Below are 21,981 nucleotides of genomic sequence, written 5' to 3' on the forward strand. Positions count from 1 at the left end.
AGCGTGTTCGCAGGAAGAACGTGGCGAGGGGCAGCGCGGTTCCACCTCGCGCGGCGCTTGACGCAGAACAGACGGCGCGATAAGTAATGAACAAGTGTTCAATAAACTTTTGGGGGAAGTCCATGTTCAACGCCAGCATGAAGTTCGATCTGGGCGAAGATGTCGAAGCACTGCGCGATATGGTGCACCGCTGGGCGCAAGAACGGGTCAAACCGATGGCCGCCGAGATCGATACAAAAAATGAATTCCCGCCAGAGCTTTGGACCGAAATGGGCGCGCTTGGCTTGCTCGGTATGACCGTCGAGGAAGAGTTTGGCGGCACGGGGATGGGCTATGTCGCGCATACCGTCGCAGTCGAAGAAATTGCCCGCGCCTCGGCCTCGGTCTCGCTGTCCTACGGGGCGCATTCCAACCTTTGCGTCAACCAGATCCGCATCAATGGTACCGCCGAGCAAAAGGCGAAATTCCTGCCCAAGCTCTGCTCGGGCGAGCATGTGGGCGCGCTTGCGATGTCAGAACCGTCGGCAGGCAGTGATGTGGTCAGCATGAAACTGCGGGCCGAAAAGCGCAACGATCACTACCGCCTGTCAGGTAACAAATACTGGATCACCAACGGGCCAGACGCCGAGACGCTGGTGGTCTATGCCAAGACCGACCCCGAGGCAGGCAGCAAGGGCATCACCGCCTTCCTGATTGAAAAGTCGATGAAGGGTTTCTCCACCAGCCCGCATTTCGACAAGCTCGGGATGCGCGGCTCCAACACGGCCGAGCTGATCTTTGACAACGTCGAAGTGCCGTTCGAGAATGTGCTGGGCGAAGAGGGCAAGGGCGTGCGGGTTCTGATGTCTGGCCTTGATTACGAGCGCGTTGTGCTGGCGGGTATTGGCCTTGGCATCATGGCCGCCTGTCTCGACGAAATCATGCCCTACATGGCGGAGCGCAAGCAATTCGGCCAGCCGATCGGGAATTTTCAGCTGATGCAGGGCAAGATGGCGGATATGTACACGGCGATGAACTCTGCCCGTGCCTATGTCTATGCCGTGGCGCAGGCCTGTGATCGTGGTGACGTGACCCGTCAGGACGCGGCGGCCTGTTGTCTTTACGCCTCCGAGCAGGCGATGGTGCAGGCGCATCAGGCGGTGCAGGCAATGGGCGGCGCGGGCTATCTGTCTGACAATCCCGTCGGGCGCATCTTCCGCGATGCCAAACTGATGGAAATTGGCGCGGGCACCTCTGAAATCCGTCGCATGTTGATTGGCCGCGAGATGATGGGGGCGATGTAACTTGGAACAGGGCCAAGGATTTCTGGGCTATGTGCGAGAGACGCCAATCCTGCATGAGCAGTTGCATTGGATGGTGGTGATCTTTGAGTGGATCGCCTCGCTGACCGATATCTTTGGCTGCGTGATCCTTGTGATCGGCGCCGTGCGGTTCATGATCGGGTTTTTGCGCGCAGAAGTATCGCGCGATCAGACCGCACGGGTGCGCGGCGTCAATACAGAAAGGGTTGAACTGGGGCGTTATATCCTTGGCGGGCTTGAGTTGTTGATCGTGTCCGACATCATCCACACCGCCTTGTCCTTCGCGATGGCCGACCTAGTGTTCTTGGGCTTGTTGGTCATCATCCGCTCGCTGATATCCTTTTTTCTCGATCGGGAACTGGCCGACGTCAAAAAGGAGCTTGAACGATGAGTGATTTTTCAGACCTGCGGGCGCTTTACATCAACACGACGTTGAAGAAACAGCCCTCCGAGAGCCACACAAAGCTGCTGATAAACGCCTCTGCCGCGATCATGGAAGAGCAGGGCGTGACGGTCGAGCATCTGCACTTGCTTAGCCATCAGGTGCCCCCCGGCATTTATCCCGATATGACGGAACACGGCTGGGACCGTGACGATTGGCCCAAGCTTTGGGAGCAGGTCAAGGCCGCCGATATCCTGATCATTGGGTCGCCAATCTGGCTGGGCGAAGAATCCTCGGTCTGTCGTATTTTGATCGAGCGGCTGTACGCGATGAGTGGTCTGCTCAACGACAAAGGCCAGTCAGTATTTTATGGCAAGGTTGGCGCGACGATTGTGACCGGCAATGAGGACGGCATCAAACACGTCGCCATGACCACTGGATTTGCGATGAACCATCTGGGCTATACCAACCCGCCACAGGCCGATTGCGGCTGGATCGGCGAGGCAGGGCCGGGGCCGTCCTATGGGGACGATCTGGACGGTAAGCGTGTGGGCTTTGACAACGAGTTTACGCAGCGCAACACCACAATCATGACATGGAACGCAATGCACCTTGCGCGGATGCTGAAATCCGCCGGCGGCTATCCGAACGAGGGTAACGACCGGACCGCATGGGACGCGGGCGCGCGTTTCGGTTTTGAAAACCCCGAGTATCGGAGCTGAGATGCGATATCCGGGCCTACAGAGCGATGGTTCATGGGATCTGCCTGCGCAGTTGAACATGGCGCAGCAATGTCTGGCCCAGCCAGACGATGCTGTGGCGATCATCGATCTGACAGGCCCGGAGCGGCGCGATGTGAGCTTTGGCGAGCTTGCCGAAATGGCCGACGGGCTGACCCGCGCCTTGCAACGCCGGATCATAGCCGGAGACCGCGTCGGTGTATTGCTCAGTCAGTCGCCATGGTGCGCCGCGGCGCATCTGGCGATCTGGCAGGCGGGCGCGATCTCGATGCCGCTGTTCAAATTGTTCCGGCGCGACGCTTTGGCCAGCAGGATCGAGGATGCAGGCTGCGCTGTGGTGCTCACCGATTTCGAAGGCGCTGCGATGCTGAACGGCATCGCCCATCCGTGGATCGCTGCCGAGGTCGGGATTGACGGGGCCCCCGTGACCCCCGCCGAAACCGGCCCCGATGATCCTGCGGTGCTGATCTATACCTCAGGCACTACGGGCACCCCCAAGGGCGCACTGCACGGGCACCGCGTGCTGACAGGCCATTTGCCGGGTGTGTCGGTCAGCCATGATCATCTGGGTCAGCCCGACGATTGCCTCTGGACCCCAGCCGACTGGGCGTGGATTGGCGGGTTGTTTGATGTGTTGATGCCGGGGCTGGCGCTCGGTGTGCCGGTGGTCGCCGCACGGATGGAGAAGTTCTCCCCCCAAGGCTGTGCCGATATCATCACGGCGGGCGATGTGCGCAACGTATTTTTCCCTCCAACGGCGCTGCGGATGCTCAAATCGGCGGAAACGCAGATACCCGGACTGCGCTCGGTTGCTAGCGGCGGCGAGCCTTTGGGAGCCGAAATGTTGGTATGGGGCAGGCGGGCCTTCGGGCTCAATATCAACGAATTTTACGGCCAGACCGAATGTAACATGGTCGCGAGCAGTTGTGGGGCTGATTTCGCGGCGCGTCCGGGCAGTATCGGCAAGGTGGTGCCGGGGCACCAGATTGCAGTGATTGATGCAGATGGGCAGCCGACGCAGGATGAAGGCGATGTCGCGATCCGCAAGGGATCGGCGTCCATGATGTTGGCCTACTGGAACCGGCCAGAGGAGACTGCCGACAAGTTCCGAGGGCCTTGGATGGTCACCGGAGACCGCGGCCGGTGGCAGGGGGATTACCTGTGTTTTGTAGGCCGCGAGGATGATGTAATTACCTCGTCCGGATACCGCATTGGCCCCGCCGAGATCGAGGACTGCCTGCTTGCGCATCCCGATGTGGCGACCTGTGGCGTGGTGGGCAAGCCCGACGCGCTGCGCACCGAAGTGGTAAAAGCCTATGTGGTCTTGCGCAACGGCGCGACGGCAGATGCAAAAGAATTACAGAACTGGGTTAAAGAACGGCTCGCAAGCTATTCATACCCAAGAGAAATAGCCTTTCTTGAGGCGCTGCCGATGACCGTCACAGGCAAGGTCATCCGCAAAGAACTAAAGCGCATGGCGGCGCGGGAAAACGAGGATAACACATGAAGTTGAAATCACAGGCTTTGCCATCTTCCGAAAGCTTCAAGGCGAACGAAATGGCGCATCTCAAGGCGATGATGCCCGTTCGCGAGGCAGCCGAAGCCGCAGCCTTGGGCGGCGGTGAGAAATCCCGCGCCCGCCATGCCAGCCGTGGCAAGATGCTGCCGCGGGAACGGGTGGCGAACCTGCTTGATCCGGGCAGCCCGTTTCTGGAGATTGGCGCAGTTGCGGCGCACGGACTCTATGACGGGGTTGCGCCCTGTGCGGGGGTGATCGCCGGTATCGGGCGGGTGCAAGGCCATGAGGTCATGGTGGTCTGCAACGACGCCACGGTGAAAGGCGGCACCTACTATCCGATGACCGTCAAAAAGCACCTGCGCGCCCAAGAGATCGCCGAGGCCAACCATCTGCCGTGCATCTATCTGGTCGATAGCGGCGGCGCGAACCTGCCCAATCAGGACGAGGTTTTCCCCGACCGCGACCACTTCGGTGCGATCTTTTACAACCAGGCGCGGATGAGCGCCAAAGGCATTCCGCAGATCGCGGTTGTTATGGGATCGTGCACCGCAGGCGGCGCCTATGTGCCGGCGATGTCGGATGTGACGATTATCGTAAAGGATCAGGGCACGATCTTTCTTGCCGGTCCGCCTTTGGTGAAGGCAGCGACGGGCGAGGTCGTCTCGGCCGAGGACTTGGGCGGCGGTGACGTTCATACCCGCCTGTCGGGCGTGGCGGATTATCTGGCCGAAGATGACGCCCATGCGCTGGCGCTGGCGCGGCGCGCGGTGGCAGGTTTGAACCGTGCCAAACCCGCAACCGTGCAATGGGAAAGCCCCGAAGAGCCTGCCTATGATCCGTCCGAGATGCTCGGCGTGGTGCCTGCCGACTTGCGCACCCCCTATGACATCCGCGAAGTAATCATGCGGTTGGTTGATGGTAGCCGGTTTGACGAATTCAAATCCCGCTTCGGGGAGACCTTGGTGACAGGCTTTGCGCACGTCAAAGGCTGCCCTGTCGGGATTATTGCGAACAACGGGGTGTTGTTCTCGGAAGCGGCCCAGAAAGGTGCACATTTCGTCGAGCTCTGCTCGCAGCGCAATATCCCGCTGGTCTTTTTGCAAAACATCACCGGCTTCATGGTGGGCCGTAAGTACGAGAACGAGGGTATCGCGCGGCATGGCGCCAAGATGGTCACGGCTGTGGCGACGACCAATGTGCCGAAAATTACCATGCTGGTTGGCGGCTCCTTCGGGGCGGGCAATTACGGCATGGCCGGGCGCGCCTATCGGCCTCGGTTCTTGTGGACTTGGCCGAATTCGCGGATTTCGGTCATGGGCGGGCCCCAGGCGGCGGGCGTTCTGGCCACTGTCAAACGCGATGCGCTGGAGCGCGCCGGCGAGGTTTGGACCGAAGAGGAAGAGACCGCGTTCAAGCAGCCGACAATTGATATGTTCGAAGAACAGTCGCATCCGCTTTATGCCTCGGCGCGGTTGTGGGACGACGGGATCATTGACCCGCGCCAAAGCCGTGATGTGTTGTTCTTGAGCCTGAGTGCCAGCCTCAACGCGCCGATCGAGCCGACGCGCTTTGGCTTGTTCCGAATGTGAGAATGGGGCGACGCTTCGGGTGTGGGTTGGTTTTGCGAATGGCGAAGCAGGGGGCGCTGCCCTCGCTGCCTGCGGACCGCTCGCCCGGAACATATAGGCCAAATGAAGTTAGAATAGAAAGACGGGTGTGAGCATGTTCGATACGATCTTGATTGCGAACCGGGGCGAGATTGCCTGTCGGGTGATGGAAACAGCGCAGGCGATGGGGGTGCGCTGTGTAGCTGTGTATTCGGACGCGGATGCCGGCGCCAAGCATGTGGCGATGGCGGACCGTGCGGTGCACATCGGGGGCTCGTCGCCGTCGGAGTCCTACCTGAAGGGCGATGTGATCATTCAAGCGGCGCTTGATACGGGCGCGCAGGCGATCCATCCAGGCTATGGGTTTTTGTCGGAGAACCCTGATTTTGTGGAAGCGGTTGTCGCGGCTGGCTTGGTGTTTATCGGTCCATCCGCAAAAGCAATTCGCGCGATGGGTTTGAAGGATGCCGCCAAGGCGCTGATGGTTGAGGCCGGAGTGCCCGTGGTGCCGGGGTATCACGGCGACAATCAGGATGACGGGTTTCTAGCAGGACAGGCTGACGAGATCGGCTTTCCGGTGATGATCAAGGCGGTTGCAGGCGGCGGCGGCAAAGGTATGCGGATGGTGGAGAGCGCCTCCGGGTTTCAAGAGGGATTGGACAGTGCCCGTTCGGAAGCCAAGACTGCGTTCGGCAATTCGGATGTGTTGATCGAGAAATTCGTGACCCAGCCGCGCCATATCGAAGTGCAGGTTTTTGGCGATGGCACCAAGGCGGTGCATCTGTTCGAGCGCGATTGTTCGCTGCAGCGCCGTCATCAGAAGGTGATTGAAGAAGCGCCTGCGCCCGGCATGACCCCCGAGGTGCGCGAAGCGATGGGCCAAGCGGCGGTGCGTGCTGCCGAGGCGATCGGCTATGCCGGTGCTGGCACGGTAGAATTCATCGTCGACGGCTCCGGCGGGCTAAGCGCCGATGGCTTCTATTTTATGGAAATGAACACCCGATTGCAGGTTGAGCATCCGGTAACGGAGGCGATCACAGGCGTTGATCTGGTGGCTTGGCAGTTACGCGTGGCGGCTGGGGAAGACTTACCGATGCGGCAAGACGCGCTCACGATTGACGGGCATGCGTTTGAGGCACGGCTTTATGCCGAGGATGTGCCGAAAGGGTTTTTGCCAGCGACAGGCACGCTGACGCATCTGGCCTTCACTGATCAGACGCGTGCGGATTCGGGCGTGCGGGCGGGTGATACGATTTCGCCGTTCTACGATCCGATGATCGCCAAGGTGATCGTGCACGGGCCCAACCGCGATGTGGCGCTGGCGCGGTTGCGCGCGGCGCTGGCGGGCTGTGAGGTGGCTGGAACGGTGACCAATCTGGCATTCTTGGGCGCATTAGCCAGCCATGACGGTTTTGTGCGTGGCGAGGTCGATACAGGCTTGATCGCGCGGGATATTGAGAGCTTGACCGCCGCACCGGAGGTCGCGGCGCGCCATATTGTTGTGGCGGGCATGGCGGCGCTCGATCTGCTTGAACCGATGGCCGAGGCCGGATTTACCCTCTGGCGGCCCTTGCGGCGGCAGGTTTTGCTGGCGCGGGACGGTGAGGAGCAGATGTTGAAGGTGCGGGTTTTATCACCGTTGGTACAGCTTTGGACGCTTGGCGATCACGAGGTCAAAGCCGAGCGGATCAAGGGGCGCTGGCAAGTCGATGGCCAGCCCGCGCCGCATGTGGTCAAGGCGGGCGGGATTGTCACGGTGTTTGACGGCTACGGGCTGGCCTTTGATGTGATTGATCCGCTCGACCGCGCGGCGGGCGCACAGGGGGATGGCAATTTGATCGAAGCACCAATGCCGGGGTTGGTCCGGTCGGTTACGGCGAAGGTCGGGCAGACCGTGTCACAGGGTGACAAGCTCGCGGTACTAGAGGCGATGAAGATGGAGCATGCGCTTTTGGCGGCGCGGGATGGTGTCATTGCCGAGGTGCTGGCCGCAGCAGGCGACCAGGTCGAAGCGGGGGCGGCGCTGATCCGGCTTGAACCCGCTGACGACGCAGAGGTGGCAGCATGATCGTTTTACACCACACGCCGCAAACCCGCTCCATGCGGACGTTGTGGCTGTTGAACGAGATGGACGAGCCGTTCCAACTGCGCGGGCATGCCTTTGACAAAAGCTTGCGCGATCCGGAATTTCTTAGCCTATCGCCTGCGGGGCGGGTACCGGCGCTGGAGATTGACGGCGAGCGGATGTTCGAGACCGGCGCAATTACCCAATACCTGTGTGAGCGCTTTAGCCCCGATCGTTTGGGCCGTTCGGTCGGCAGCCCTGACCGGATGGCGTGGCTGGTGTGGCTGCATTTTGCGGAAACCATCAGCCAGCATACCGCTGCTCTGACACAGCAACACATCGCGCTGCGCGAGGATGCCATGCGCAGCCCGATTGTGATGAAACTGGAGGCCGCGCGGATCGGCAAATGCTACGATGCATTGGAGGCACGGCTGAGTACGCCCGTCGAAAACCGCGACTATCTTTTGACCTCGGGTTTTTCGGCTGTTGATATCTCGGTCGGGCAAGCGGTTTACATGGCGCAATTTTTCGTCAAGCTGGACAAGCACCCGTCGGTTGCCGAATGGTACGAAAGGATCACCGAGCGCGAGAGCTTCATCAAGTCGCTGCCGGACGAACGCACGCTTTTTACCGAAGATTTCTACCCACCTTGGCCGATGGCTGAATAAATCGGCCCGATCATTCTGCAACGTAAGGGACACCATATGACACTAGGACCATGCGAGATTTTTGAGGTTGGCCCGCGCGACGGGTTGCAGAATGAAAAACGCGATATACCGGTGGCGGAGAAGATCGCCTTGGTGAACAAGCTCAGCGAGGCAGGGTTCTCGCGGATTGAATGTGCCAGTTTTGTCAGCCCGAAATGGGTGCCGCAGATGGCCGGGTCTGATCAGGTGCTGGCGGGGATTAAGCGGGCCGAGGGCGTGCGCTATGCTGCGCTTACGCCGAACATGCGGGGTTATGAGGATGCGCGTAAGGCGGGCGCGGACGAGATTGCAATTTTCGCCTCAGCCTCTGAAGGGTTCAGCCAGAAGAACATAAACGCCAGTATCGACGAAGCCTTTGAGCGTTTCGCACCGATACTGGAGGAGGCACGTCACATAGATATGCCGGTGCGGGGCTATGTCTCCTGCGTGGTGGAGTGCCCCTATGACGGGCCAGTGGCACCCGAGCAGGTCGCAAAAGTGGCCGACCGGTTATTCTCGATGGGCTGTTACGAGATTTCGCTCGGCGATACGACCGGCGCGGGCACACCTGCTAGTATTGCAAAGATGCTATTGGCCGTGCGCAACGTTGTGCCAGCAGGTCGTTTGGCGGGGCATTTTCATGACACCGGCGGGCGGGCGATGGCTAATATTGATGCAGCCCTTGCCTTGGGGGTGCGGGTATTCGATGCGGCGGTTGGCGGTCTGGGCGGTTGCCCCTTTGCGCCCGGTGCAGAAGGTAATGTCGCCACTGAAGCGGTCAATAAACACCTTAAGACCCTAGGCTACAAGACTGGTTTAAATCAGGAAATTTTGGAAGAGGCCGCCGCTATGGCGCGCGCGATGCGGGGCTAAGCATGTACGAGACCATCACGATCGACACCGATGCACGCGGGGTTGCGACCTTGACCCTGAACCGCCCTGACAAACACAACGCCATGTCGCCGCAGATGATGGCCGACCTCACGGCCGCTGCCGCGCAATTGGGCGGCGATGATGCGGTGCGGGTGGTTGTGCTGACGGGTGCGGGCAAGTCGTTCTGTGCCGGTGCCGATCTGGGGTGGATGCGCGCACAGGCCGATATGGACAGCGCCACACGGGCGGCGGAGGCTGGGAAGCTGGCTACCATGCTCGGTGTGCTGAACGCGCTGCCGAAACCGTTGATCGGGCGCTTGCAGGGCAATGCCTTGGGCGGTGGCGTCGGGATGGCGGCGGTTTGTGATGTCGCGATCGGTGTTGATACGCTCAAGATGGGCTTCACTGAAACCCGGCTTGGTATCATTCCCGCCACCATCGGGCCTTACGTTCTGGCGCGGATGGGCGAGGGGCGGGCGCGGCGTGTGTTTATGTCGGCGCGGCTTTTTGGTGCTGCCGAGGCGGTGGATCTGGATCTGCTGGCCCGCGCCGTGCCAGCGGCAGAGCTTGACGCCGCAGTCGAGCGTGAGGTGGTCCCGTACCTTTCCTGCGCACCCGGTGCCGTGGCCGCAGCCAAAAAACTGGCGCGTGATCTGGGGCCGCGCATTAATGACGAAGTTGTGGCGCATACCATCGCCGCGCTGTCCGCACGTTGGGAAACCGAGGAAGCCGCCGAGGGAATTGGCGCATTTTTCGACAAACGGGCGGCCAATTGGGTGCGATGATCCGCCGATGGCGGCAATCACATGCGTGTCAACCCTTCCTTTAAGCTTGCCAACTATCTGGTTTAGGGTATCCGGTACGGAAAAACAGGTTGAAGCAGGCAGTGTCAGACATCTCAGCATCCCAAACACCTACGCGCGCCCGTGATTGGATCACGGTGCTGGCGCGTTATCGCGAACCCAGTACCGCACGCAGCATCTTTGAACTCTGCGTCAGCATGATTCCTTTTGTGGCCCTTTGGGTCGCCGCTTGCTGGGTCGCACAATACAGTTATCTCGGCGCCTTTGTGATTTCGGCGCTGAACGGCGGCTTTCTGGTGCGGCTGTTCTGCATCCAGCACGATTGCGGCCATGGCTCGTTTCTGGGCAACCGGACGGCAAGCGACTGGATCGGCCGGATTTTGGGTGTGGTTACGCTGACGCCTTATGATGTCTGGCGTCGGACCCACTCGATTCACCACAGCCACGCGGGCGATCTGGGCCGCCGTGGCATTGGAGATGTGATGACCCTGACTATCGAAGAATATCACCAGCGCAGCGCTTGGGGGCGATTCCTTTATCGCGCCTATCGTCATCCACTGGTGTTGTTCGGCATTGGCCCGGCCTATCTTTTCTTTCTCGAATACCGTCTGCCGATTGGCTTGATGGGGCAGCGTAAATACTGGTTCTCGGCTATGGCCACGAACGCGGGTATCGTTGCAATCCTGTCGATCATCGTCTGGTTTGGCGGCTGGCAGGCGCTATTTCTGGTGTTCTTGCCTTCCACACTGGTGGCGGCCTCGGTCGGTGTCTGGCTGTTTTATGTCCAGCACCAGTTTGAGGATACCCAGTGGGACAGCGCGCCGGACTGGCAAGTGCACGAAGCAGCCCTGCACGGCAGCTCGCACTATGATCTGCCACCAATCCTGCGTTGGTTCACCGCCAATATCGGTATCCACCATGTGCACCACCTATATGCGCGGATTCCGTTCTACCGGTTGACCGAAGTTGTGCGTGATCATAGCGAGTTGGCGACTCACGCGCGGATGTCGCTGATGGAAAGCTTCAAGTGTGCTAGCCTCGATCTTTGGGATGAAAAAAGCCGCAAGCTGGTTTCATTCGCTGCAGCGCGGCGTCTCGCGGCATAAAACGGGCCTGAACGGGGTAAAACCCGGTCGGGCAGGGTGCCAGTTAGGCACCTTTCACCGCCGCATCCCGTTGACCCTGCCGACCACCCCCGCTAAACCCGTTTGCAAGTCTGCCCCTCATGGCCTTTGCGTGTTGTAAAGGCCGTGCCACGCTAAAGGAGCCTCCCCTTGGACGACATGCTGCGGGAATACCTACCGATTCTAGTTTTTCTGGCCGTTGCTATCGGGCTGGGGGTCGTTTTGATCCTTGCCGCGGTGATCCTTGCGGTGCGCAATCCCGACCCTGAAAAAGTCAGCGCCTATGAGTGCGGGTTTAACGCTTTTGACGATGCGCGGATGAAGTTCGACGTGCGCTTCTATCTGGTGTCGATCCTGTTTATCATCTTCGATCTCGAAATCGCTTTCCTGTTTCCTTGGGCCGTTGCATTCAAAGATATCAGCATGGTCGGCTTCTGGTCGATGATCGTGTTTCTGGGCGTGCTGACAGCGGGCTTTGCCTATGAATGGAAGAAAGGGGCGCTGGAATGGCAGTGAACGAAACACCGCGCGTGACCGACACCATGGGCATGGGCGGCAATCAAAGCGACCGCGTTAAATCTGGCCCTTCCGCTCAGGCACCTGTGGCTGTGAACAAAGCCGGCTTTGACCGCGATGTGGCGACCCAGTCGTTGAACGCCGAGTTGCAGGACAAGGGCTTTCTTGTCACCTCCACGGCGGACATCATTAACTGGGCGCGCACCGGTTCGCTGCACTGGATGACCTTTGGTCTGGCCTGTTGCGCGGTCGAGATGATGCACACCTCGATGCCGCGCTATGACCTTGAGCGTTTTGGTACGGCGCCGCGCGCCTCACCGCGCCAGTCCGACCTGATGATCGTTGCCGGCACGCTGACCAACAAAATGGCACCCGCGCTGCGCAAGGTCTACGACCAGATGCCAGAACCGCGCTATGTGATCTCGATGGGGTCCTGCGCCAACGGCGGCGGTTATTACCATTACAGCTATAGCGTTGTGCGCGGCTGTGACCGGATCGTGCCGGTCGATATCTATGTGCCCGGATGCCCGCCAACGGCAGAGGCATTGCTTTACGGTATCCTGCAATTGCAGCGCAAAATGCGCCGGACAGGGACAATCGTACGATGAGCGCGTGTTGGAAAGGAACCAGCGATGAGTGACCATCTTCAGGAGCTTGGCGGCTATATTGAAGCCAAACGCCCCGACTGTGTGCTGGGCTGGGACATCTCGCAGGGCGAGTTGAACATGGATGTCACGCTGACCAATATTGCCGGTCTGATCGACTTCCTCAAAGGCGATGCGACCTGCCGTTTTTCGACATTGGTTGACATTACCGCGGTCGATTACACGGGCCGCGCCAAGCGGTTTGACGTCGTCTATCACCTGCTCAGCATGTACCAGAACCACCGCATTCGCCTGCGCGTGGCCGTGCGCGAAAAGGATATGGTCCCGTCGCTGACCGACGTGCACCCCTCGGCCAACTGGTTCGAGCGCGAAGTTTTCGACATGTTCGGCATCCTGTTTTCCGGCCACCCTGATCTACGTCGCATCCTCACCGATTACGGCTTTCGCGGCTATCCGCTGCGCAAGGACTTCCCGACAACGGGCTATACCGAAGTGCGTTATGACGAGGTGCAAAAGCGCGTTGTCTATGAACCGGTGAAGCTGGTGCAGGAGTACCGCCAGTTTGATTTCATGTCCCCGTGGGAGGGTGCCGAGTACATCCTGCCGGGTGATGACAAGGCTGATGCGCCGAAATGATCTGGTGGCTCATCCTGTCGGCCTTAACGGCCATTCCGATGGTACGGTTGTTGCCGCATTTCGGGATTCACAAATATTGGGCAGCTGCCTGTCTGATCCCCTTTGGCACGCTTGGCCTGCTGTGGTGGATGGGGATCAAGCTGCAAGAGTTGGAGAAGTTGTGACATGATGGACGGCGATATCCGGACCAACACCTATGACGACGGGTCGACAGACGCGCTCACCGGTGAACAGAAGATCCGCAATTTCAACATTAACTTCGGCCCTCAGCACCCTGCGGCCCACGGCGTGTTGCGCCTTGTCCTTGAGCTTGACGGCGAGATCGTCGAGCGGTGTGATCCGCATATCGGCTTGCTGCACCGTGGCACCGAAAAGCTGATGGAAAGCCGCACCTACCTGCAAAATCTGCCGTATTTCGACCGGCTGGATTACGTGGCCCCGATGAACCAGGAACACGCTTGGTGTCTGGCCATTGAAAAGCTCACCGGGGTCGTGGTGCCGCGCCGCGCCAGCCTTATCCGCGTGTTGTTTTGCGAAATCGGTCGGGTGCTGAACCATTTGCTGAACGTGACCACACAGGCACTCGACGTCGGCGCGTTGACCCCGCCGCTTTGGGGCTTTGAGGAACGCGAACAACTGATGGTGTTCTATGAGCGCGCCAGCGGTGCGCGATTGCACGCAGCCTACTTCCGCCCCGGCGGTGTGCATCAGGACGTTACGCCCAAGCTGCTCGATGATATCGAGGCTTGGAGCCAGCAATTCATGACCCGCTTCATGGTCGATATCGACGAGCTCTTGACCGAGAACCGGATTTTCAAGCAGCGCAACGTCAATATCGGCATCGTGACCGAGCAGGACATCCTCGATTGGGGCTTTTCTGGCGTGATGGTGCGTGGTTCCGGCCTCGCGTGGGACCTGCGCCGTTCGCAACCTTACGAATGCTACGACGAGTTTGATTTCCAGATCCCCGTCGGCAAGAACGGTGATTGCTTTGACCGCTACCTCGTGCGGATGGAAGAGATGCGCCAGTCGGTCTACATCATTCAGCAGGCCATTGAAAAACTGCGTGCTCCCGAAGGGCAGGGCGATGTGCTGGCCCGCGGTAAGATCACCCCGCCATCGCGTACTGCGATGAAGACGGATATGGAAAGCCTGATCCACCACTTCAAACTCTACACCGAAGGCTTCCACGTGCCTGCAGGCGAGGTCTATTGCCCTGTCGAAGCGCCCAAGGGTGAGTTCGGCGTCTATCTTGTGGCCGACGGCTCCAATAAACCTTATCGCGCCAAGATCCGCGCGCCGGGCTTTCTGCACTTGCAGGCGATGGACTATATCTCCAAGGGCCACCAGCTTGCGGATGTCGCCGCCATTATCGGCACAATGGACGTGGTGTTCGGGGAGATTGACCGATGAGCTTCCCGCACCATACCGCCAAGCCTGATACAAAACACGCGTGATGGGTCGCGCCGCGCCCCGTCTTCACTTGACCAAGAAAACTCCCGCCGGAGGCTCCCGCCGTCTCCGCCCGTACGAAGGCCCGAATTGATGCTCCGTCGTCTCCACCCTGACCAACCCGCCAGCTTTGCCTTCACCCCCGCCAATCAAAAGTGGGCCGAAACGCAGATCACAAAATATCCCGAGGGCCGTCAGGCCAGCGCGATCATTCCGCTGTTGTGGCGCGCGCAGGAGCAAGAGGGCTGGCTTAGCCGTCCCGCAATCGAACATGTGTCCGAAATGCTGGGTCTGGCCTATATTCGCGGGCTTGAAGTGGCGACATTTTACTTCATGTTTCAGCTGCAACCTGTTGGCAGCGTTGCCCATATTCAGGTTTGCGGCACAACGTCCTGCATGATTTGTGGCGCAGAAGACCTGATGGCGGTCTGTAAAGACCGCATCGCCTCCCGTGCCCACGAAGTCAGCGCTGATGGCAAGTTCTCTTGGGAAGAAGTCGAATGCCTCGGGGCCTGCTCGAACGCTCCGATGGCCCAGATCGGCAAGGACTATTACGAAGACCTGACGACCGAACGCCTGAGCGAAATCATTGACGAACTCGCCGCTGGTAAGGTGCCGGTGCCCGGTCCGCAAAATGGCCGGTTCGCCTCCGAGCCCTTGAGCGGTCTCACCAGCTTGAGCGAGCATGAGAGCGGGCGCACGCAGTACAATGCGAGCGCCCAGCTTGCAGTTGATATCGGCGACACCGTCAAGCGTATTGACGGGACCGAAGTGCCGCTGACTGCGCCTTGGCAGACTAGTGGCGCCGACGACGACCAAAATCCGCCAATGGACGGACCACTCGGGCCGGATGCCGGCTCGTCGGTTGCGGGCGATGATGCGATTGACGCGGTTGATGGTGTCGAGCGGGAGCGCGGCGACAGCTCTGACCAGTATTCCGAAACGCCCGGCGAAGCGCCCGAAGGCACTGCCACTGGCAAGCCCGAGCACGATGAGACAACAGACGTGGCAGGCCATCCTGCCCCTCGCGCAAAAAAGCTGGCAGCAGAGCCGGGCACCAAGCCCAGTGGTCTGAAAGCGGCCCGCGCGACAGGCGCAGACAATCTTAAGCTGATCAAAGGTGTGGGTCCCAAGTTGGAGACCATGCTGAATGATATGGGGTTCTACCACTACGACCAGATCGGCAATTGGGGCGAGGGTGAGATTGCCTGGGTTGATCAGAACCTGCAAGGGTTCAAAGGTCGGGCCAGCCGTGACAATTGGGTGTCTCAGGCACAAAGCTTTACAGCGGGCGCAGGCAAAAAAACGGACGAGGACGCAGACTGAACGATTAACCTTTAGGGAGACGACAGATGCTGGAAGATCAAGATCACGCAACCTGTACGCGCAACTGCTGGCTTATCGGCATGGGTGTCGGCGCTGTGGCGGCGATATTGCTTCTCCTTATGACGTCAATGTCTTTCTTGATGGCACTGGTTTCGGGGGTCCTTGTGACAGTCATTGCGGGATTTGTGTTGGGCGCGAAGCTGTGTTCCGAGGACACCCCAACCACGTCCGTGGTCGCGCCGCGCGATTTGGCGGATCCTTCGGCCGCGACTGCGCCATCGACCGATCAAAGCGTGACAAGTAGAATCTCTGCCGCTGCTAGTCATGATCCGGTGCCGCAAGATGCCACGGCTGGCACTCCGCCAGTTGCCGGCGCTTCAATTGGTGAAACGCAGACTTCGAGCACCGCTGAACCGGATATGGCTGCGGCGACCCCCGCCCGCGAGAGCCGCGATCCGGTGCCGCAGGGTGCTACTGCGAAAGCCCCACCAGTGGCGACAACACCGCCCCCGACGAACAGCGCGCCGAAAACTGCGGTGGCTGCAACACCAGCCGCGACAGGCGCCAAGCCTGAATTGCTCGATCAAGCGCGCGCCGAGGGGCCAGATGACCTGCAGCGGATTGGCGGCGTTGGCCCCAAGATCGAACAGACCCTGAACGGCATCGGAATCTATCATTTCGACCAGATCGCCAACTGGGGTCCCGACGATATCGCTTGGGTCGATGCACAGTTGCGCGTTAAAGGCCGGATCGAGCGCGACGATTGGGTCGCGCAGGCCAAAGCCTTTGTCAACGGCACGAAGGGCTAAATTCAGATCATGTCCGACGAACAGGATAGAGCGCTGGCACGCAAGGGACAGACTGCGGGTCTTGTCATTGCAGGCACAATGGTGTTGTGGCTAGTCGCACCGATGGCCGCCCGAAAGTTCGGGTTGCCAGGGCACTATGCACTGCTGTTCGACTTTGCCGCACTGGCGGCGATGGTTTGGGCGTTGGTCGTAATTTATCAGATGTGGCGGGCCCGACAGGCCCAAAAGGATAACCAAAGGTAGGCATCATGCTTCAGGACAAAGACCGGATTTTCACCAATATTTACGGCATGCATGACCGCACCCTCAAAGGCGCGCAAGCGCGGGGGCATTGGGACAATACCGCTGATATCATCGGCAAGGGTGCACCTTGGATCATCGACCAGATGAAGGCCAGCGGCTTGCGCGGGCGCGGCGGCGCGGGATTCCCCACCGGCCTGAAATGGTCGTTCATGCCGAAGGAAAGCGACGGTCGCCCCAGCTATCTGGTCGTGAACGCCGACGAATCCGAACCCGGCACCTGCAAAGACCGTGAGATCATGCGCCACGATCCGCATACGCTGATCGAAGGTTGCTTGATCGCCTCCTTCGCGATGCAGGCCCATGCTTGCTACATCTACATTCGCGGTGAATATATCCGCGAGCGCGAGGCGCTGCAGCGCGCCATTGATGAGGCTTACGATGCCGGCCTCGTGGGCAAGAACGCTTCCGGCTCAGGCTGGGATTTCGACATTTACGTGGCGCACGGCGCGGGTGCCTATATCTGCGGCGAAGAAACCGCGCTGCTTGAAAGCCTTGAGGGCAAAAAGGGCATGCCACGGATGAAGCCGCCATTCCCTGCGGGCGCGGGCCTTTATGGTTGCCCGACAACGGTGAACAACGTCGAATCTATCGCTGTGGTGCCAACAATCCTGCGGCGCGGGCCGGAGTGGTTCGCGGGCTTTGGCCGTGCCAACAACGCGGGCACTAAGCTGTTTGCAATCTCGGGCCATGTGAACAACCCCTGCGTGGTCGAAGAAGCCATGTCGATCCCGTTCGAGGAGTTGATCGAGCGTCACTGCGGCGGCATTCGGGGCGGCTGGGACAACCTCAAAGCCGTCATCCCGGGCGGTTCGTCGGTGCCGATGATCCCCGGCGCACAGATGAAAGACGCGATCATGGATTTCGACTATCTGCGCGAGCAGCGGTCAGGTCTGGGCACGGCTGCGGTAATCGTGATGGATAACTCGACCGATGTGATCAAGGCGATCTGGCGTCTGGCGAAGTTCTACAAGCACGAATCCTGTGGCCAGTGCACGCCTTGCCGCGAAGGCACCGGTTGGATGATGCGGGTGATGGACCGTCTTGTGACCGGCGACGCCGAGCCGGAAGAAATCGATATGCTGTTGGACGTGACCAAACAGGTCGAAGGCCATACCATCTGCGCACTTGGTGATGCGGCGGCTTGGCCGATCCAGGGTTTGATCCGTCACTTCCGTGACGAGATCGAGGACCGGATCAAACACAAACGCACTGGCCGCGTCAGTGCCGTGGCGGCTGAGTGATGGAAAGCTTTGCCGCCTATAGCCACACGATCGTTTCACTAGCGCTCTGGTCGGTGCTGATCATGGTGCTGGGAGCGCTCTCTACCGTCGGGCGCAGCGCCGAAAAACGCTGTGACTGTGGCAAGCCAAAGCGCGACTATGGCGATGCGGTCTATCGGCGCGAGCGGGCCTTTATGAACGCGATTGAAACTTCCGGTCCGTTTATCGCGGCCTCGGTCGCGGCAATGCTGGCGGGCGCATCCCCGTTCTGGGTTAATATTCTGGCGTCGGTCTTTGTGGTTGCGCGTTTGGCGATGGCGGTGGTTCATATCCGGACCACCAACCAGCCGATGCGGTCCGCATTCTTCGGGATCGGGTTCTTTTGTGTGCTCGGGCTGGCTGTCATCGCAATTTTTGCGGCCATTTGACGTGATGGCGCGCTGATGGGCTTTTTGCGCAATGTCTTGGACGGGCTGCTGAGCCTCTGCGCGGCGCTCCTTAGTCTGGCGATTTTTGCGGTACCGGTTTGGGCCACGCATCTGGCGATCAACGGCGGGCTGATCGGGGTATGGGCCTATCTGGCGCTGGTGGGGCTGATCTATATCGGGGGCAACCTGACGATTGCTTTTCTACGTAAAGCGCTGGACGGGGTGGCGCCGCTGCGCGACCGAAAACGCTGAGGCAACGGCGCAGATCATTGACGACCTCCCTTAGGTGGGATCACAACACCAAAGCACGGCCAGCGGAAATTCGAGGGTAAGATATGACAAAGAAGATGTTTTTAATCGGGATACTGGTGGCAACTACCGCCGTGGCCGCCTGTCAGGCTGGCAGCGAGCGCGTTGCTTTTGACGGCAAATATTTCCGCACCAAGGTCACCAAGGTCGACGGCAAGCGCGACGTCTTTACCGTCACCGTGCGGGATGTGGCCCAGTCGATTGCGGGTGCGCGCGAAGCAGGCCGCCATGAGGCGGTGTCTTATTGCGTCGGGACCTACGGCAGTTCTGACATCGATTGGGTGGTCGGGCCAGACACGCCGGAATTGCGGATCGTCGACAATGCGATCGTGTTCCAAGGTACGTGTCCGCAATGACGCAAACGGCGGGATATCGCAGGCAAGCGGCTGGAACGCTGCGTGTTATTGCATATCAGCCGGTGCAGACCACATGTGCAACACGGGCCACACTGGCCCCCGCACATGAGGAGAGACCATGCGAGTTTTAATCATTGCCCTGTTGGGTGCCAGCCTGAGCGCCGCCCCTGCATTTGCCAAACCACCCCTGCGCGACGTGGCAGCTGTCGATGACGCGCTGCTCGATCTGGGAATCGCCGACATTATCCGCAAAGAGTGCCCCGATATCAGCGCTCGAATGCTTAAAGCCGTGAATTACGTCTGGGGCGTGAAGGCCCAAGCCCGCGATCTGGGCTATTCCGAGGCCGAGATTGAGGCATATGTCGACTCAGACGCTGAAAAAGCGCGTATGAGGGCGCGTGGTAAGGCGTTTTTCAAAGCAAAGGGGGTCGATACTTCTGACCCGCAAAGCTATTGTGCGCTTGGACGGGCAGAGATTCAGAAATCGAGCCGAATAGGTTCGTTACTAAGAGCGAAGTGAACATATGAGCGATATCCGCAAGATCATCATCGACGGCAAGGAAATCGAAGCCGAAGGGGCGATGACGCTGATTCAGGCCTGTGAGCAGGCTGGCGTTGAGATCCCGCGCTTTTGTTATCACGAGCGTCTGTCCATCGCGGGCAATTGCCGGATGTGTCTTGTGGAGGTTGTGGGCGGCCCGCCGAAGCCAGCGGCGAGCTGCGCCATGCAGGTGCGAGATTTGCGCCCCGGTCCCGAAGGCCAGCCGCCCGTGGTCAAAACCAATTCGCCGATGGTCAAAAAAGCCCGCGAGGGCGTCATGGAATTTCTGTTGATCAACCACCCGCTCGATTGCCCGATCTGCGATCAGGGCGGCGAGTGTGACTTGCAAGATCAGGCGATGGCTTACGGCGTCGATTTCTCCCGCTACCGCGAGCCCAAGCGTGCTTCGGTTGATCTTGATCTCGGCCCGCTGGTCGAAACCCATATGACGCGCTGTATTTCGTGCACCCGTTGCGTGCGCTTTACCACCGAGGTCGCGGGCCAGCATGTGATGGGCCAGACCGGTCGCGGCGAAGACGCCGAAATCACCACCTATTTGGGCTCGCTGATTGACAGCAATCTGTCGGGTAACATCATCGACCTTTGCCCCGTCGGTGCGCTGGTTTCCAAGCCCTACGCCTTTACCGCACGCCCTTGGGAGCTGTCCAAGACCGAGAGCATCGACGTGATGGATGCGATGGGCGCGAATATCCGCGTCGATACTAAAGGCCGCGAAGTGATGCGGATTTTGCCGCGCAATCATGATGGTGTGAATGAGGAATGGATTTCCGACAAGTCGCGCTTTGTCTGGGACGGGTTGCGCCGCCAGCGGTTGGACACGCCCTATATTCGTGAGAACGGAAAGCTGCGCAAAGCCGAATGGCCCGAAGCGCTGGCCGCCGCGGCCGCTGCGATGAAGGGCAAGAAACTTGCCGGTATCGTGGGGGATCTGGCGCCCGTGGAAGCGATCTTTGCGCTTAAGCAGCTGATTGAAGGGCAGGGCGGCGTTGTCGAATGCCGTACTGATGGCGCGAAATTGCCTGCGGGGAACCGCTCGGGCTATGTCGGGACAGCGCGGATCGAAGATCTGGATAACGCCATAATGATCCAGCTGATCGGCACCAACCCTGCTATCGAAGCTCCGGTGTTGAACGCGCGAATTCGCAAAGCGTGGACCAAGGGAGCTGATATTGGTCTGATCGGCCAGCGGGCAGATCTGACCTATGACCATCACTATCTCGGTGACGACCGCGCCGCCCTCGACCGGTTGTTAAGCAAGGACTTCAGCGAAGTGTTGGACGCGCCGTCGGTAGTGATCGTCGGGCAGGGTGCCTTGCGCGAGGCTGACGGCGCCGCCGTGCTCGCCGCCGCGATGGAACTTGCCGACAAGACCAAGAGCAAGCTGATGATTCTGCACACCGCCGCGAGCCGTGTGGGCGCGATGGACATCGGTGCCGTTGCCGAGAACGGTATGGACGATGTTAGCGCTGCCGAGGTGATCTATAACCTTGGCGCCGATGAGGTCGATATCGCTGGTGGTCCTTTCGTGATATATCAAGGCAGCCATGGCGACCGTGGTGCCCACCGTGCCGATATTATCCTGCCCGGTGCCGCCTACACCGAAGAGGGTGGTCTGTTTGTGAACACCGAAGGGCGGCCACAGCTTGCACAGCGTGCCGGTTTTGCACCGGGGCAAGCCAAGGAAAACTGGGCGATACTGCGTGCTCTCTCCGCCGAGTTGGGCGCCACTTTGCCGTTTGATTCGATTGCGGCCCTGCGTCGGGCTTTGGTCGCCGAGGTGCCACATCTGGGCAAAATTGATCAGGTTGCCGAAAATGAATGGCAAGCGCTGGAAAAAGGCGCGTTGGGGCAGGCGTCGTTCGCCGCGTCGATCACCGATTTCTATTTGTCCAACCCGATTGCGCGTGCAAGCGCCCTGATGGCTGAGCTTTCTGCCGGGGTCGCGGTGCGGGCCGGTGGCGCGCTGGCGGCAGAGTGAAGCGGTTGACTGCGATTCTACCTTTTTTGCTGGGCGCCTGCGAACCACAGGTGCCCAGTGCCGAAGATTTTATTCCCGAATATAAAGGCGTTAAAACCGCCTTGTTGGACGGGGATTTAGTGCAATTCAAGGTGGCAATGACCAAAGCACAAAGCACGGAAGATGTGGCAGCCTATGCCGAATGTGCTGCAGCGCAGTACACCTTGATCCGCGGCTACGGTTTTGCCCGACATGTCCGCACAAATGTGGACGTAGAGGGTGGCGTCTGGCGGGCAGATGCTGTTTACACAATCTCGCCAAGCCTGCCACGGGGCTTGAAGACAATTGATGCTGAAGTGACCGCACAAAACTGTGCGGAAAAAGGCATTCCGGCGGTGTGAG

The 21,981-nt window shown here is 59.7% G+C and carries 25 protein-coding genes; all 25 read left to right on the forward strand.

Annotated elements, in window-relative coordinates; genetic code table 11:
• Nucleotides 1-122: 122 nt before the first annotated feature.
• The 25 genes from BM174_RS13080 (at nt 123) to BM174_RS13195 (ending at nt 21,980) form a co-directional block, all read left to right on the forward strand.
• Complete coding sequence (locus BM174_RS13080; protein ID WP_093924311.1) at nt 123-1,283, forward strand: isovaleryl-CoA dehydrogenase; 1,161 nt, start codon at nt 123-125, stop codon at nt 1,281-1,283.
• 1 nt (nt 1,284) lies between these two features.
• The gene (locus BM174_RS13085; RefSeq protein ID WP_245766366.1) at nt 1,285-1,692 is read left to right on the forward strand and encodes a DUF1622 domain-containing protein; all 408 of its coding nucleotides are present in this window, start codon (nt 1,285-1,287) and stop codon (nt 1,690-1,692) included.
• Complete coding sequence (locus BM174_RS13090; RefSeq protein ID WP_093924312.1) at nt 1,689-2,405, forward strand: flavodoxin family protein; 717 nt, start codon at nt 1,689-1,691, stop codon at nt 2,403-2,405. Before BM174_RS13085 ends, BM174_RS13090 begins: the two co-directional genes overlap by 4 nt.
• Before the next feature lies 1 nt (nt 2,406).
• Nucleotides 2,407-3,930 carry an AMP-binding protein gene (locus tag BM174_RS13095; protein WP_093924313.1) on the forward strand — a complete coding sequence of 508 codons (1,524 nt, stop codon included), beginning with the start codon at nt 2,407-2,409 and terminating at the stop codon, nt 3,928-3,930.
• A complete protein-coding gene (locus tag BM174_RS13100; RefSeq protein WP_093924314.1) occupies nt 3,927-5,531 on the forward strand; it encodes a carboxyl transferase domain-containing protein in 1,605 nt (534 codons plus the stop codon). The genes BM174_RS13095 and BM174_RS13100 overlap by 4 nt, the downstream gene beginning before the upstream one ends.
• A 133-nt stretch (nt 5,532-5,664) precedes the next feature.
• Complete coding sequence (locus BM174_RS13105) at nt 5,665-7,617, forward strand: acetyl/propionyl/methylcrotonyl-CoA carboxylase subunit alpha (protein WP_093924315.1); 1,953 nt, start codon at nt 5,665-5,667, stop codon at nt 7,615-7,617.
• Nucleotides 7,614-8,282 (forward strand): glutathione S-transferase family protein, encoded by a 669-nt coding sequence (locus BM174_RS13110; RefSeq protein WP_093924316.1) that lies wholly within the window; start codon nt 7,614-7,616, stop codon nt 8,280-8,282. Before BM174_RS13105 ends, BM174_RS13110 begins: the two co-directional genes overlap by 4 nt.
• 36 nt (nt 8,283-8,318) lie before the next feature.
• Entirely contained in the window at nt 8,319-9,173 is an 855-nt protein-coding gene (locus BM174_RS13115) for a hydroxymethylglutaryl-CoA lyase (RefSeq protein ID WP_093924317.1), read from the forward strand.
• A gap of 2 nt (nt 9,174-9,175) precedes the next feature.
• Nucleotides 9,176-9,958, forward strand: coding sequence for a crotonase/enoyl-CoA hydratase family protein (locus BM174_RS13120; protein WP_093924318.1), 783 nt, complete (start codon nt 9,176-9,178; stop codon nt 9,956-9,958).
• 101 nt (nt 9,959-10,059) lie between these two features.
• Complete coding sequence (locus BM174_RS13125) at nt 10,060-11,082, forward strand: fatty acid desaturase (protein ID WP_093924444.1); 1,023 nt, start codon at nt 10,060-10,062, stop codon at nt 11,080-11,082.
• Between the two features lie 168 nt (nt 11,083-11,250).
• Nucleotides 11,251-11,616, forward strand: a complete 366-nt coding sequence (locus BM174_RS13130) for an NADH-quinone oxidoreductase subunit A (protein WP_093924319.1) — start codon at nt 11,251-11,253, stop codon at nt 11,614-11,616.
• The gene (locus tag BM174_RS13135; RefSeq protein ID WP_245766367.1) at nt 11,607-12,224 is read left to right on the forward strand and encodes a NuoB/complex I 20 kDa subunit family protein; all 618 of its coding nucleotides are present in this window, start codon (nt 11,607-11,609) and stop codon (nt 12,222-12,224) included. Before BM174_RS13130 ends, BM174_RS13135 begins: the two co-directional genes overlap by 10 nt.
• Nucleotides 12,225-12,248: 24 nt before the next feature.
• Complete coding sequence (locus BM174_RS13140) at nt 12,249-12,857, forward strand: NADH-quinone oxidoreductase subunit C (RefSeq protein WP_093924320.1); 609 nt, start codon at nt 12,249-12,251, stop codon at nt 12,855-12,857.
• Nucleotides 12,854-13,021: a hypothetical protein gene (locus BM174_RS21085; RefSeq protein WP_177209480.1), complete on the forward strand. Its 168-nt coding sequence runs from the start codon at nt 12,854-12,856 to the stop codon at nt 13,019-13,021. The genes BM174_RS13140 and BM174_RS21085 overlap by 4 nt, the downstream gene beginning before the upstream one ends.
• Nucleotide 13,022: 1 nt before the next feature.
• A complete protein-coding gene (locus BM174_RS13145) occupies nt 13,023-14,270 on the forward strand; it encodes an NADH-quinone oxidoreductase subunit D (protein ID WP_093924321.1) in 1,248 nt (415 codons plus the stop codon).
• 132 nt (nt 14,271-14,402) lie between these two features.
• Nucleotides 14,403-15,635: an NADH-quinone oxidoreductase subunit E gene (locus BM174_RS13150; protein ID WP_093924322.1), complete on the forward strand. Its 1,233-nt coding sequence runs from the start codon at nt 14,403-14,405 to the stop codon at nt 15,633-15,635.
• Between the two features lie 26 nt (nt 15,636-15,661).
• The gene (locus BM174_RS21090) at nt 15,662-16,444 is read left to right on the forward strand and encodes an NADH-quinone oxidoreductase subunit E (RefSeq protein WP_177209481.1); all 783 of its coding nucleotides are present in this window, start codon (nt 15,662-15,664) and stop codon (nt 16,442-16,444) included.
• 9 nt (nt 16,445-16,453) lie between these two features.
• Nucleotides 16,454-16,687 (forward strand): DUF5337 domain-containing protein, encoded by a 234-nt coding sequence (locus BM174_RS13160; protein WP_093924323.1) that lies wholly within the window; start codon nt 16,454-16,456, stop codon nt 16,685-16,687.
• Between the two features lie 5 nt (nt 16,688-16,692).
• Nucleotides 16,693-17,988, forward strand: a complete 1,296-nt coding sequence (gene nuoF / locus BM174_RS13165) for an NADH-quinone oxidoreductase subunit NuoF (protein WP_093924324.1) — start codon at nt 16,693-16,695, stop codon at nt 17,986-17,988.
• Nucleotides 17,988-18,395, forward strand: a complete 408-nt coding sequence (locus BM174_RS13170) for an MAPEG family protein (RefSeq protein WP_093924325.1) — start codon at nt 17,988-17,990, stop codon at nt 18,393-18,395. The genes nuoF and BM174_RS13170 overlap by 1 nt, the downstream gene beginning before the upstream one ends.
• 15 nt (nt 18,396-18,410) lie before the next feature.
• Complete coding sequence (locus BM174_RS13175) at nt 18,411-18,647, forward strand: hypothetical protein (protein WP_093924326.1); 237 nt, start codon at nt 18,411-18,413, stop codon at nt 18,645-18,647.
• A gap of 83 nt (nt 18,648-18,730) precedes the next feature.
• Nucleotides 18,731-19,060, forward strand: a complete 330-nt coding sequence (locus BM174_RS13180) for a hypothetical protein (protein WP_245766368.1) — start codon at nt 18,731-18,733, stop codon at nt 19,058-19,060.
• 118 nt (nt 19,061-19,178) lie between these two features.
• Nucleotides 19,179-19,580 (forward strand): DUF5333 domain-containing protein, encoded by a 402-nt coding sequence (locus tag BM174_RS13185; RefSeq protein ID WP_093924327.1) that lies wholly within the window; start codon nt 19,179-19,181, stop codon nt 19,578-19,580.
• Nucleotides 19,581-19,584: 4 nt separating this feature from the next.
• Nucleotides 19,585-21,600, forward strand: coding sequence for an NADH-quinone oxidoreductase subunit NuoG (gene nuoG, locus BM174_RS13190; protein ID WP_093924328.1), 2,016 nt, complete (start codon nt 19,585-19,587; stop codon nt 21,598-21,600).
• Entirely contained in the window at nt 21,597-21,980 is a 384-nt protein-coding gene (locus BM174_RS13195) for a hypothetical protein (protein WP_177209482.1), read from the forward strand. Before nuoG ends, BM174_RS13195 begins: the two co-directional genes overlap by 4 nt.
• The last annotated feature ends 1 nt before the right edge of the window (nt 21,981 follow it).

It is taken from the genome of Sulfitobacter brevis, assembly GCF_900112755.1.
GTDB classification, from domain to species: domain Bacteria; phylum Pseudomonadota; class Alphaproteobacteria; order Rhodobacterales; family Rhodobacteraceae; genus Sulfitobacter; species Sulfitobacter brevis.